Source organism: Pseudoalteromonas sp. Scap06, from assembly GCF_013394165.1.
GTDB lineage: Bacteria > Pseudomonadota > Gammaproteobacteria > Enterobacterales > Alteromonadaceae > Pseudoalteromonas.
Map to the genome: position 1 here is coordinate 124,618 of NZ_CP041330.1, position 14,458 is coordinate 139,075.

Consider the following 14,458-nt stretch of genomic DNA (forward strand, 5'->3'; position numbering starts at 1 on the left):
AGTGCCTGTTTTGAATTGGTCTAAATTAGATGTTTATACTTGGTTTGGGTGTCGTTTTGTTATGGCTAGCAAGGATTTAAGGATATTTTTATGCTGACTCAGTTAAAGCGCATCTGCTTTATTGGCTTTTTGGCTGTTTTAAGTAGTGCATCAAATGACGCTTTATCAAATGAGCAGCCAAGTTTGTTTGAGCAGTTTAACCTTGAACAAGCATGGCCTGAAAAGCATCGCCTTGCAACCGATATCTTATCGAACCCTGATGTTCCAAATTTACAACGCATTACTATTTATAGCGATTTAGCTGAGCTGGCTTTTGCGCAAAGTGATTTAGCCAATGCACTAAAATATTTTAAATTGCTAGAGACCAGTAGTACGTTAAAAGATCAGCCTAAACTTTTCTTTCGTGCGATTAAAATGCAAGGAGTTGTGCTTTATTATCAAGGGTTAGTGCAACAAGCGGTCGTTGATTATAGCCGCGCGTTAAACATCGCAATTGCGCTTAAAAGTCCGATAAAGCAGGCTAATTTACTTAGTAATATCGGGCTTGCTTATTTTGATATGTATAACATGGAGCTAGCTCTTGATTATTATCAACAAGCCAAAGTAATTTATGAAAAAGAGGGAAGCGCACAAGATAAGGCCGATATATTACATAATATTGCCGGTATTTATATTCGTCTCTCTCGATATGAGTCAGCTCTTGAGATGTACCGTGAGGTTTTAAAAGTTTTTCAAGAACTTGGCGATGAAGACGGTGTTGCCCAAGCATACGGTAATATGGGAGTAGCTTACACAGAATCGAGACAGTACCAATTAGCACTGCATTATAATCAGTTGGCCTTACGTTACTATCAAAGCGTTAATAATGCGTTTCAACTTTCTACTAAGCATACAAATTTAGCCACCATCAACCTTAAGCTAAATAAATTTGATGTTGCCTTTTATCACGCTAATGCGGGCCAACAATTTGCAATAGAGGCAGATAATAAGTCTTTATTGGCGGCAGCGTTACATGTGTTGTCAATTGTTCAATTTGTACAAGGTGATACGCAAAGTGCCAAACAAACCTCAGAGCACTCAATTACCCTTGCCAAAGAGTACAATAATGGCATGCGTATTAAAGATGGCTTAGGAATTGAAGCACTAATAAATGCGAGCTTAGGGGATTATGAAAAAGCGCTAAATTTACACCAACAGTACGTTGATTATCAGCGTAGTGTGAATACCGAAGAAGCCTCAAAAGCGGTCAGTCAATTTCAAATCCAGTTTGAATCGAATCAGCTAAACCAAGAAATTAAACAATTAAAACAACAACAATACTTACAAGAATTGCAAATAGCTAAACGTTCACAGTTAACGTTTTTGTTGGTGATTGTTGCCATATTAATTTTAATTACGGTAATTGCTGTTTATAAGCGCCGAACAGAAAAGCAAGCTAAGTTAAAGTTAAGCGAACAAGTTGAACAGCGTACCAAAGAGCTACAAAGTGTGGCACAGGAGCTGCGTGAAGCAAACGAGGTGAAAAGCCAGTTTTTAGCGAATATAAGCCATGAAATTAGAACACCGTTAACTGCTATTTTGGCACAAACTGATGATCTTATTAATGGTCTATATAAGCCGGAACAGTTACAAGATGAGCTTAGAGTAATACAACGTCAAAGTGAGCATTTAAAAAGCTTGATTAATGATGTGTTGGACTTAAGTAAGATAGAGGCAAACCGGTTAGAACTTAATATTAGTTGTTTTGATGTGGTGCAGCTTATCAACGATATTCACGCTATGTTTTCTCCTCAAACTAAAGCGAAAGACTTATCGTTAGTTTTAGATTGCCAGTTAGAAAAATCCTATTTTACGCGATTAGATTTAATGCGAGTAAAACAAATTCTTATTAATTTATGTGCTAATGCCATTAAGTTTACTCATAAAGGGCAAGTAACTATTGGTGTTAGTAAAACCGAGCAAGGGTTACTCTTTTCGATTAAAGACACTGGGATTGGTATGAGCTCATCTCAACTTAAACTTATTTTTGAGTGCTTTAGCCAAGCCGATAACAGTATTAGTCGACGTTTTGGTGGCACAGGACTAGGTTTGAGCTTGTCGCAGCAATTGGCGGCGATGATGGGTGGCTATATAAGTGTGCAGAGTGAGTTTAAAAAAGGCAGTGAGTTTTCATTTTATTTGCCCTGTATACAAGTTGAAGAGCAAGTTTGCCATGACGATCAGCAAGCAAAGTCTGATGATCGACATAGATTATTATCGGGTAAAGTGGTTCTTGCTGAAGATCACAGTGATAACCGCAAACTGATTAGTCGTTATTTACATTCTCTTGGGCTGGAAGTGATTGCCGTTGAAAACGGTGAGCAAGCAGTAGAACAAAGTTTAAAGCTATACCCAGATTTAGTACTGTTAGATATTCAAATGCCAGTTATGGATGGTATTTCTGCGTTTGAACTACTCAAGCAATGTGGTTATGAACAGCCTATTTTAGCATTAACGGCCAATGCCATGAGCCACGAAATTGACCATTACCTATCACTTGGGTTTAGTGACTATTTAGCAAAGCCAATCGATAAAGAGTCTTTTTATACTGTGCTAGCAAAATACTTAAATGCTGCAAATACAGAGGTATCAACTGAACAGATTCATGTTGATATGAGTGATTTAGTAACGAGCTTTCAACAAAGTTTAGCCGAAGAAAGCGAGCTTATTAAGCGACACTTTAAAGATGCTGATTATCAGGCGCTGCAAAAAGATAGCCATCGAGTGTTAGGGGCGGCACAAATGTTCGAGTTTAAAGACATAGCCTTAGCGGCAAAAGCGCTAGACGATGAATTACTTCAGCCACAAATAAATACGCAAAGGCTAACAACATTAGTGAATAACTTACAGGCACTGTTTAAAAAATACGAATAAATTAACTTAACCTGAACTCCGGATAATAAATCCATCTCAAGCAGCTATTTTCAGCGCTAACTGCGTTGAATTTATTTGCAATAGGCGAGCTATTGACGCGTAATTTCGCCTTGTTTTCACTAAAAATCTCTAGCTAGATAAAAATAAGCACAAATATTTTTTTGATTCAATATGTTAGTAAATCTCTTAACCAGAGTTCAGGTTAATCTACTCTAAAAACAAAAAAGACACCATTTGGTGTCTTTTTTATTTAAAAACGTTGATTTAACTAGAGTTTAGCTTACTTACGTTTCATCGAATCAAAAAACTCATCGTTGGTTTTACTCATCGATAGTTTATCAATTAAAAATTCCATGGCGTCAATTTCTGACATGTCATGTACTATTTTACGTAAAATCCACAGCTTTTGTAGTTCATCTGGCTTAGTGAGTAACTCTTCACGGCGTGTACCAGAGCGATTAAAGTCGATAGCTGGGAATACACGTTTTTCCGCAATTTTACGGTTAAGGTGTAGTTCCATGTTACCTGTACCTTTAAACTCTTCGTAGATAACTTCATCCATTTTAGAGCCGGTATCAATAAGGGCCGTTGCAATAATTGTTAAGCTACCGCCTTCTTCAACATTACGTGCAGCACCAAAGAAACGCTTAGGTTTATGAAGCGCATTAGCATCTACACCACCGGTTAGTACTTTACCTGATGATGGAATAACCGTGTTATATGCACGTGCTAAACGGGTGATTGAATCAAGCAAGATAACCACATCTTTTTTATGCTCAACTAAGCGCTTTGCTTTTTCGATAACCATTTCCGCAACTTGCACGTGGCGAGAAGCTGGCTCATCGAATGTTGATGCAATAACTTCACCTTTTACTAGGCGTTGCATCTCAGTAACTTCTTCCGGGCGCTCATCAATAAGTAAAACCATTAATGTAACGTCAGGGTGGTTATGTGTGATTGATTGCGCAATATTTTGTAGCAACATTGTTTTACCCGCTTTTGGCGGTGCTACTAATAATCCACGTTGGCCGCGGCCAATTGGTGATGCCAAATCAAGAACTCGTGCGGTAATATCTTCTTTACTGCCGTTACCGCGTTCCATACGAAAACGTTCGTTTGCATGAAGTGGGGTTAGGTTTTCAAAAAGGATTTTAGTGCGAGAGTTTTCAGGTTTATCAAAGTTAACTTCATTTACTTTAAGCAAAGCAAAGTAACGCTCACCGTCTTTTGGTGGACGAATAAGACCTGAAATAGAGTCGCCAGTACGCATACTAAAGCGGCGAATTTGACTCGGAGATACATAAATATCATCTGGGCCTGCTAAGTAAGAAGCTTCTGATGATCTTAGAAAGCCAAAACCATCTTGCAAAATTTCTAAAACACCACCACCGAAGATATTCTCTCCGCCTTTGGCGTGTGATTTAAGAATTGCAAAAATGATATCTTGCTTTCTCAAACGGGCTACGTTTTCGAGCCCCATGGACTCAGCTTGGTTTACAAGCTCTTTTATAGACTTGTCTTTTAATTCGCGTAAATGCATATTGGTGGGTTCTTTATTACAGTTGTCATACTCAAAATCGCTTTATTAGATCGTTGAGTGAGGTTCGTTGAATATAACTAAGGATTAGTTGGCTTTATAAACTAGCAGGTCATTACAGCAGCGTCCAGTACTTCTGCAAAATAAATTATAAAAAAAGGGCTGAGAGCCCTTTTTTTAATTAACACTTATTAGATGTTATTTTCTAAAAACTCAACTAATTGTGTTTTTGATAGTGCGCCTACTTTAGTTGCAGCTACTTGACCATCTTTGAAAAGTAGTAGTGTAGGGATACCACGAATACCAAACTTTGGTGGTGTGCCTGCATTTTGGTCAATGTTTAATTTAGTGATAGTTACACGGCCATCAAACTCATCAGCAACTTCGCTTAGAATTGGGGCGATCATCTTACACGGTCCGCACCATTCTGCCCAAAAGTCTACTAGTACAGGTTTGTCTGATTGTAATACGTCAGCTTCAAAGCTATCGTCGGTAATTTGGATTATTTTCTCGCTCATTGCGCTCTCCGGTTTAGTTAGGCGAAATATTTAGTGCGTATTTAAACACTCTTGTTTCTTATTGCAAGTTTAAACGTTATGCTTAAACGCTATGACTAAGACACATTTGACCGATAAAAAGTTTTCAGACTTTGCTATTGCACCGGAAGTGGTTGCCGGGTTAACCGAAAGTGGGTTTGAATATTGCACACCCATTCAAGCTAAATGCCTACCTTTTATTTGTGAAGGGCGCGATATTGCGGGCCAAGCACAAACAGGTACTGGCAAAACGTTGGCATTTTTAACTGCCACGTGCCACCGGTTATTACAATCTAGCAAAGCACCTAGTAAACATCCAAGAGCCCTGATCATGGCCCCAACTCGGGAGCTTGCGATTCAGATACACAAAGATGCAAAAATTTTAGCGCCGCACTGTAATCTTAACTTAGGTTTAGTATATGGTGGCGAAGATTACGAAAAACAACGTGCACAACTAGAAAAAGGCGTTGATATTTTAATTGGCACCACAGGTCGCCTAATCGATTTATATAAGCAAGGCTGTTACACCCTTAATGAAATTGAGGTAGTCGTGCTAGATGAAGCCGATCGTATGTTCGATTTGGGTTTTATTAAAGATATTCGTTATATGTTCCGTCGTATGCCAGATACGTCAGAGCGTTTAAACTTATTATTCTCTGCTACGCTATCGTACCGTGTACAAGAGCTTGCATTTGAACACATGACTAACCCTGAGCATGTGCAAATAGAGCCCGATGTAAAAACAGGTAAACGTATTAAAGAAGAGCTATTTCATCCTTCACAAGAAGATAAAATTAAGCTGTTGTTAACCTTGATTGAAGAAGAATGGCCTGAGAAAGCCATTGTTTTTGCAAATACTAAGCATAGCTGTGAAACCGTATATGCATGGTTAAAAGCAGACGGACATCGCGTGGGCATGCTCACCGGTGATGTAAACCAAAAGAAACGCCAGTCAATACTCGCGCAATTTAGTAAAGGCGAGCTAGACTTTTTAGTGGCTACCGATGTTGCTGCACGTGGTTTACATATTCCAGAAGTAAGTCATGTATTTAACTTTGACTTACCTGACGATTGCGAAGATTACGTTCACCGCATTGGTCGTACAGCTCGAGCAGGCGCTTCAGGTCATGCAATTAGTTTTGCGTGTGAGCAATATGCTTATAACCTTCATGAAATTGAAGAATACATTGAGCACAGCATTCCATTATCACATTACGATAAAAGTGCATTGCTAGATGATTTAACGAAGCCGACTATTCATAGAAAGCGTAATTTTTCTACTGGTCCACGTAATCGTAGTAATAACAACGGACGTCGCCCAAATAATGGTTACCAAAAAGGACGGTCTTAACCGACCGTTAGTTTGATTGTATTTGTAACTAGAGGTTTTTGAACGGTGGGGCAACTTAAACCGCAAAAAAATGTATATGCAGTCATTGATTTAGGCTCAAATAGCTTTCATATGCTTATTGCTAAGTCAATGGCGGGCGGCCTGCAAACTATAGGGCGCGTGAAACGTAAAGTAAGACTCGCAGCTGGGCTTGATGATAATAATTTATTGAGCTTAGAGGCTATGCAACGAGGCTGGGAGTGTTTGGCCTTGTTTGCAGAGCGGTTGCAAGATATTCCCACGCAGAACATCACCATTGTTGCCACTGCAACACTTCGCTTAGCAACCAACGCCGACGACTTTAAACTACGTGCTGAAGAAATATTAGGGCATAAAGTGAATGTTATTAGTGGCGAGCTAGAAGCGCGAACTATTTATAAAGGGGTTGCGCATACCTCTTCATGTACTGGCAAGCAGCTGGTTATTGATATTGGTGGAGCGAGTACTGAGGTTGTTATTGGCCAAGGTTTTGAAGCGCGTCACTATAAAAGCCTTAATATTGGCTGCGTGACTTTTCTCGAACGCTACTTTAAAGATTGCCAATTAAATGAAGCAAACTTTAATGCTGCGATAAAAGCAGCACGAAATGTTATTGATGAAATAGCACCTGAATATAAAACGGCTGGTTGGCAACTTGCCTCTGGTGCGTCAGGTACTGTGCAAGCTATTCAAGAAATTATGGTGGCACAAAATTTAAATGAAATGCTCACCCTTGAAAAGCTATACACCATCAAACAACAATCCATAGCCTATAAAACAATAGCTGAACTCGACTTGCCTGGGTTAAGTGAAGAGCGACGGTTAGTGTTTGTATCTGGGCTGGCTATTTTAATTGCACTATTTGAGTCTCTTGAAATAGAACAAATGGGGTTAGCGGGTGGTGCTCTTCGTGAAGGTGTTTTATATAGCATGCTACCGGAGCTTCATAATACCGACATTCGTCAACGCACTATTGATGGTTTTATGAATCGTTATCATGTTGATCAAAAGCAAGCATCTCGAGTTTCAAGTTTAGCATTACTGCTAGCTAATGAAGTCAGTCAGTACTGGCCGGTTGCAGCGCAAAGTGGATTGCCGCTTTTAAATGCCGTCGCGCAGCTGCATGAAATAGGTTTGTTAATAGAGTATAAGCAGTACCATAAACACACCGCTTATATTTTAGAAAATACCGACATGCCTGGTTTTTCGCAATCAGAGCATAAAGTAATTGTTGCTATAGCACATAGCCATCGCTCAGACCTTCAAAAAGGATGCTTAGATCATTTAGGTGCACATAGTAGTGTTGCTGCGTATATTGTTCGACTATTACGTATTGCTGTTATTTTATCGATGCGCCGACAAGATGACGTGTTGCCAAACTTCAAGATAACAGCTGAGAATGAAGAGTTAGCGATTCAATTTGAAAATAATTGGTTAAAAAAGCATCCGCTGATGGCAAGTGAACTAAATCAAGAGATTAAATATCAGAAAAAATGCGGTTGGAAACTTAAAGTTAGCTAGTTAAACCTACTTTTCCGTAGTTTTTAGTGGTTAAAATGAGCGTTTAGGCTAAATATCCAGCGAACAGTCATTTATTTCAAGTTTTATTCAAAAAAGGGTTGATCTGTTTTCGGATCTCCCTATAATGCGACCCCACTGAGACGGCAGAGCGCAACGCATAGCGAGGCACGAGCTACTCAGTGAGTCGAGTAAAACTTAGTTCTGAAAACTTTCAAGTTTAGCAAAATTAAGTGTTGACAAAAAAATAGGAAAGCGTAATATGCGCAGCCCTAGCGAGATAAAGTTTAACGCTTTAATCGCAACGTTCTTTAACAATATAAAGCAATCATCTGTGTGGGCACTCGTACAGATTGAGTTCTAACAGCCAAGCTACTTAGGTAGTGAGGCAAACAAATTTAGAGTCTCAATTGAAACTGAGTGACCAACAGCAATAACTACTTCGGTAGGAATTGCAGCACAGTCAATTCAATATCGAAAGATATTAAATAAATTCAGAATTCATTGAGCTGTCGAAAGACATAAAACTTTTTAATTGAAGAGTTTGATCATGGCTCAGATTGAACGCTGGCGGCAGGCCTAACACATGCAAGTCGAGCGGTAACAAAAGTAGCTTGCTATTTGCTGACGAGCGGCGGACGGGTGAGTAATGCTTGGGAACATGCCTTGAGGTGGGGGACAACAGTTGGAAACGACTGCTAATACCGCATAATGTCTACGGACCAAAGGGGGCTTCGGCTCTCGCCTTTAGATTGGCCCAAGTGGGATTAGCTAGTTGGTGAGGTAATGGCTCACCAAGGCGACGATCCCTAGCTGGTTTGAGAGGATGATCAGCCACACTGGGACTGAGACACGGCCCAGACTCCTACGGGAGGCAGCAGTGGGGAATATTGCACAATGGGCGCAAGCCTGATGCAGCCATGCCGCGTGTGTGAAGAAGGCCTTCGGGTTGTAAAGCACTTTCAGTCAGGAGGAAAGGTTAGTAGTTAATACCTGCTAGCTGTGACGTTACTGACAGAAGAAGCACCGGCTAACTCCGTGCCAGCAGCCGCGGTAATACGGAGGGTGCGAGCGTTAATCGGAATTACTGGGCGTAAAGCGTACGCAGGCGGTTTGTTAAGCGAGATGTGAAAGCCCCGGGCTCAACCTGGGAACTGCATTTCGAACTGGCAAACTAGAGTGTGATAGAGGGTGGTAGAATTTCAGGTGTAGCGGTGAAATGCGTAGAGATCTGAAGGAATACCGATGGCGAAGGCAGCCACCTGGGTCAACACTGACGCTCATGTACGAAAGCGTGGGGAGCAAACAGGATTAGATACCCTGGTAGTCCACGCCGTAAACGATGTCTACTAGAAGCTCGGAACCTCGGTTCTGTTTTTCAAAGCTAACGCATTAAGTAGACCGCCTGGGGAGTACGGCCGCAAGGTTAAAACTCAAATGAATTGACGGGGGCCCGCACAAGCGGTGGAGCATGTGGTTTAATTCGATGCAACGCGAAGAACCTTACCTACACTTGACATACAGAGAACTTACCAGAGATGGTTTGGTGCCTTCGGGAACTCTGATACAGGTGCTGCATGGCTGTCGTCAGCTCGTGTTGTGAGATGTTGGGTTAAGTCCCGCAACGAGCGCAACCCCTATCCTTAGTTGCTAGCAGGTAATGCTGAGAACTCTAAGGAGACTGCCGGTGATAAACCGGAGGAAGGTGGGGACGACGTCAAGTCATCATGGCCCTTACGTGTAGGGCTACACACGTGCTACAATGGCGCATACAGAGTGCTGCGAACTCGCGAGAGTAAGCGAATCACTTAAAGTGCGTCGTAGTCCGGATTGGAGTCTGCAACTCGACTCCATGAAGTCGGAATCGCTAGTAATCGCGTATCAGAATGACGCGGTGAATACGTTCCCGGGCCTTGTACACACCGCCCGTCACACCATGGGAGTGGGTTGCTCCAGAAGTAGATAGTCTAACCCTCGGGAGGACGTTTACCACGGAGTGATTCATGACTGGGGTGAAGTCGTAACAAGGTAGCCCTAGGGGAACCTGGGGCTGGATCACCTCCTTATACGATTTAGAACTTATTTGTTCGTAGTGTCCACACAGATGATTGTTAGTTAGTTTGCTCTTTGAGTTTACTAATTAATATGCTCTTTAAAAATTTGGAAAAGCTGATAATAAAATTCGTATGAATACATTGTATTTGTACAGAGTTTTCAAAAGTAAAAAAGAATGATAGCAGTATCATTCAGTGCCATTTAATCCTCGGATTAATTGGTATCTACTTTAGTATTCAATATTAACTTCTGGCGAAGTTAAACTGTCACAAAACAAAGACCCGTTTGGGTTGTATGGTTAAGTGACTAAGCGTACACGGTGGATGCCTTGGCAGTTGGAGGCGATGAAGGACGTATTAACTTGCGATAAGCCTAGTCAAGCTAGTAAAAAGCACTTGAGACTAGGATTTCCGAATGGGGAAACCCACCTGCTTGCAGGTATCGTTAACTGAATACATAGGTTAACGAGGCGAACGCGGAGAACTGAAACATCTAAGTACCCGTAGGAAAAGAAATCAACCGAGATTCCGATAGTAGCGGCGAGCGAAATCGGAACAGCCCTTAAGCTTATTATGTGTTAATGGAAGGCTCTGGAAAGTGCCACGATACAGGGTGATAGTCCCGTACATGAAAACGCATTTTAAGTGAAATCGAGTAGGTCGGAGCACGTGAAACTTTGACTGAATATAGGTGGACCATCATCTAAGGCTAAATACTCCCAACTGACCGATAGTGAACCAGTACCGTGAGGGAAAGGCGAAAAGAACCCCTGTGAGGGGAGTGAAATAGAACCTGAAACCGTGTACGTACAAGCAGTAGGAGCCCCTCGAGGGTGACTGCGTACCTTTTGTATAATGGGTCAGCGACTTATATTTTGTAGCGAGGTTAACCGATTAGGGTAGCCGTAGGGAAACCGAGTCTTAACTGGGCGAATAGTTGCAAGGTATAGACCCGAAACCCGGTGATCTAGCCATGGGCAGGTTGAAGATTGAGTAACATCAATTGGAGGACCGAACCCACTAACGTTGAAAAGTTAGGGGATGACCTGTGGTTAGGAGTGAAAGGCTAATCAAACCGGGAGATAGCTGGTTCTCCCCGAAATCTATTTAGGTAGAGCCTCGGACGAATACTTACGGGGGTAGAGCACTGTTAAGGCTAGGGGGTCATCCCGACTTACCAACCCTTTGCAAACTCCGAATACCGTAAAGTAATATCCGGGAGACACACGGCGGGTGCTAACGTCCGTCGTGAAGAGGGAAACAACCCAGACCGCCAGCTAAGGTCCCAAAGTCATAGTTAAGTGGGAAACGATGTGGAAAGGCCCAGACAGCCAGGAGGTTGGCTTAGAAGCAGCCATCCTTTAAAGAAAGCGTAATAGCTCACTGGTCGAGTCGGTCTGCGCGGAAGATGTAACGGGGCTAAACTATGCACCGAAGCTGCGGATTCAGAATTTATTCTGAGTGGTAGGGGAGCGTTCTGTAAGCGGTTGAAGGTGTACCGGGAGGTATGCTGGACGTATCAGAAGTGCGAATGCTGACATGAGTAACGATAATGCGGGTGAAAAACCCGCACGCCGGAAGACCAAGGGTTCCTATCCCATGTTAATCAGGGTAGGGTAAGTCGACCCCTAAGGCGAGGCCGAAAGGCGTAGTCGATGGGAAACGGATTAATATTTCCGTACTTGGTATAATTGCGATGGGGGGACGGAGCAGGCTAAGCAAGCATGGCGATGGTAGTCCATGTGAAAGTGTGTAGGCTAGTGACTTAGGTAAATCCGGGTTGCTGTTAGGCTGAGACACGAGACGAGTCACTACGGTGATGAAGTTGCTGATGCCATACTTCCAGGAAAAGCCTCTAAGCTTCAGATTATACCGAATCGTACCCCAAACCGACACAGGTGGTCAGGTAGAGAATACTAAGGCGCTTGAGAGAACTCGGGTGAAGGAACTAGGCAAAATCGTACCGTAACTTCGGGAGAAGGTACGCTCCGATTGGTGATGAGACTTGCTCTCTAAGCTGATTGGAGCCGCAGTGACCAGGTGGCTGGGACTGTTTATTAAAAACACAGCACTGTGCAAAATCGCAAGATGACGTATACGGTGTGACACCTGCCCGGTGCCGGAAGGTTAATTGATGGGGTTATCTTCGGAGAAGCTCTTGATCGAAGCCCCGGTAAACGGCGGCCGTAACTATAACGGTCCTAAGGTAGCGAAATTCCTTGTCGGGTAAGTTCCGACCTGCACGAATGGTGTAACCATGGCCACGCTGTCTCCACCCGAGACTCAGTGAAATTGAAATCGCAGTGAAGATGCTGTGTACCCGCGGCTAGACGGAAAGACCCCGTGAACCTTTACTACAGCTTGGCACTGAACATTGAACCTACATGTGTAGGATAGGTGGGAGACTTTGAAGCAGAGACGCTAGTTTTTGTGGAGTCGTCCTTGAAATACCACCCTTGTAGTTTTGATGTTCTAACGTTGGCCCCTGAATCGGGGTTACGGACAGTGCCTGGTGGGTAGTTTGACTGGGGCGGTCTCCTCCCAAAGAGTAACGGAGGAGCACGAAGGTTGGCTAAGTACGGTCGGACATCGTACGGTTAGTGTAATGGTAGAAGCCAGCTTAACTGCGAGACAGACACGTCGAGCAGGTACGAAAGTAGGTCATAGTGATCCGGTGGTTCTGAATGGAAGGGCCATCGCTCAACGGATAAAAGGTACTCCGGGGATAACAGGCTGATACCGCCCAAGAGTTCATATCGACGGCGGTGTTTGGCACCTCGATGTCGGCTCATCACATCCTGGGGCTGAAGTCGGTCCCAAGGGTATGGCTGTTCGCCATTTAAAGTGGTACGCGAGCTGGGTTTAGAACGTCGTGAGACAGTTCGGTCCCTATCTGCCGTGGGCGTTTGAGAATTGAGAGGGGTTGCTCCTAGTACGAGAGGACCGGAGTGAACGAACCGCTGGTGTTCGGGTTGTCATGCCAATGGCATTGCCCGGTAGCTACGTTCGGAACTGATAAGCGCTGAAAGCATCTAAGCGCGAAGCAGGCCTCGAGATGAGTTCTCACTAGACTTTTAAAGTCTCTGAAGGGCCGTTGAAGACTACAACGTTGATAGGCAAGATGTGGAAGTGGTGTGAGCCATTAAGCTAACTTGTACTAATTACCCGTGAGGCTTAACCATACAACGCCAAACGCGTTTTATGTGATAGTGAAACAAGCGAAGAAGTTAATAGACTAAAGTAGATTACTGAAAACTTTTATTATCAGAAATTCCAAATTTTAGTTAGTGCGTAGCGATACGGACTGACACCCAAATTTGCTTGGTGACAATAGCGTTTTGGACCCACCTGACCCCATGCCGAACTCAGTAGTGAAACGAAACAGCGCCGATGATAGTGTAGCATTTGTTATGTGAAAGTAGGTCATTACCAGGCTCCAAATAAGAGAAAGCCCGACTCAAAAGAGTCGGGCTTTTTTACGTCTGAAGAAAAGTGAAAATATTATCCGTCAGCCGTCAGCCGTCAGCTATCAGTTGCACTGCGTTAATCAGACAACCGTAGCATGGGTTGAGTATTACGAAACCCATGGGAAAAATAGCGCACCGACTCTAAATACAAGCAAGCCTGATTTAAAAGAGTCGGGCTTTTACGGGTGTAAAGGAAGCATTCTTAAAACAGTCCATAGGCTTCAGTTTCTTGCTCTTGAGCGCTGCTAGATGGTTCAAGCTCTTTGGGCTTAAATATTGCGCTAGGATCAATAAGTACACTATGTTTATCAGCAAGCTTAATTAGACCATACATCATGTTTCTTGTTTGGGGGTCAATATCAAAACCAACTTCAGTGAGCTTATCTAGTGGTTTAATATCCTCTTTTTTATATTCAATATTATCTTCCACTTTATCAACTAACAGGCCTATATGAGGGTTCAACCCATCTTTAGTAGTAAAAACAATAATAGGTTTATAATCTAAAGTGATTTGCTCTATTGCCGAGTCAAATAAACGCTCTAGGTGAATAAGTTCATGCCTTCTTATAATCTCAAGTTGAGTACCGACTTGTTTATTGTTGCCTTGTTTATATGCATCTATCGCACTGGTCAATTTGTTTAGGAGCGATTTAAACGGGTTATCAAAGCGTGACATGGTATTTTTTAATTCATCATTATCCGTTTTAAACTCGGTATAAAACTGTTCAAAATCAGTAAGCTCATACTGATTTGTTTTTAACGAGCTTTGCGAAACGAGTAGTTCTTGCTCTAATTTATTAAACCAAGCGATTAGTTGTTTTTGCCAAGATTTAAGTTGTTTTAAAGCATCTAAGTTACTGTGCTCCGTAGAGACTCCATTTAAAATAATTCCAAGGTCGAATACTGGGGTTGGGATCCCCATATAATCTTTAACGCCCAAAAAGCTTTTATTGTCGTTAGGTAACACCGTGAGGTTATTATTAAATTGTTCCGTCAATAAGATATCAAGAATCTTAAGTGAAATGGTTTTATAACCCACTTTAAAGTTAATTAAGTCCATAGTT

6 protein-coding genes and 3 rRNA genes are annotated in these 14,458 nt (G+C 42.4%); 6 read left to right on the forward strand and 3 right to left on the reverse strand.

The window, feature by feature from the left end:
- Positions 1-90 precede the first annotated feature (90 nt).
- A complete protein-coding gene (locus FLM47_RS00615) occupies positions 91-2,913 on the forward strand; it encodes a tetratricopeptide repeat protein (RefSeq protein ID WP_178954556.1) in 2,823 nt (940 codons plus the stop codon).
- A gap of 280 nt (positions 2,914-3,193) precedes the next feature.
- Here the strand turns inward: FLM47_RS00615 and rho are convergent, their stop codons facing one another.
- Both rho and trxA read right to left on the reverse strand, forming a co-directional pair.
- On the reverse strand, positions 3,194-4,453 hold the full coding sequence (gene rho / locus FLM47_RS00620; protein WP_010392671.1) for a transcription termination factor Rho: 1,260 nt from the start codon (positions 4,451-4,453) through the stop codon (positions 3,194-3,196).
- A 188-nt stretch (positions 4,454-4,641) separates the two neighbouring features.
- Positions 4,642-4,968 (reverse strand): thioredoxin TrxA, encoded by a 327-nt coding sequence (gene trxA, locus FLM47_RS00625; protein ID WP_008109071.1) that lies wholly within the window; start codon positions 4,966-4,968, stop codon positions 4,642-4,644.
- Positions 4,969-5,059: 91 nt separating this feature from the next.
- On the opposite strand from trxA, the gene rhlB reads away from it, so the two are divergent.
- The 5 genes from rhlB to rrf all read left to right on the forward strand — a co-directional run bounded on the left by rhlB (position 5,060) and on the right by rrf (position 13,362).
- Positions 5,060-6,337: an ATP-dependent RNA helicase RhlB gene (gene rhlB, locus FLM47_RS00630; protein ID WP_138605404.1), complete on the forward strand. Its 1,278-nt coding sequence runs from the start codon at positions 5,060-5,062 to the stop codon at positions 6,335-6,337.
- 45 nt (positions 6,338-6,382) lie between these two features.
- The gene (gene gppA, locus FLM47_RS00635) at positions 6,383-7,876 is read left to right on the forward strand and encodes a guanosine-5'-triphosphate,3'-diphosphate diphosphatase (RefSeq protein WP_178954558.1); all 1,494 of its coding nucleotides are present in this window, start codon (positions 6,383-6,385) and stop codon (positions 7,874-7,876) included.
- Between the two features lie 529 nt (positions 7,877-8,405).
- Positions 8,406-9,939, forward strand: a 16S ribosomal RNA gene (locus tag FLM47_RS00640).
- Between the two features lie 285 nt (positions 9,940-10,224).
- Positions 10,225-13,109, forward strand: a 23S ribosomal RNA gene (locus FLM47_RS00645).
- A 138-nt stretch (positions 13,110-13,247) separates the two neighbouring features.
- Positions 13,248-13,362 (forward strand): 5S ribosomal RNA (rrf, locus tag FLM47_RS00650).
- Together the 16S, 23S and 5S rRNA genes form the textbook arrangement of a ribosomal RNA operon.
- A 234-nt stretch (positions 13,363-13,596) precedes the next feature.
- Here rrf and FLM47_RS00655 read toward each other — a convergent pair.
- On the reverse strand, positions 13,597-14,454 hold the full coding sequence (locus tag FLM47_RS00655) for a chemotaxis protein (protein WP_178954560.1): 858 nt from the start codon (positions 14,452-14,454) through the stop codon (positions 13,597-13,599).
- Between the last annotated feature and the right edge of the window lie 4 nt (positions 14,455-14,458).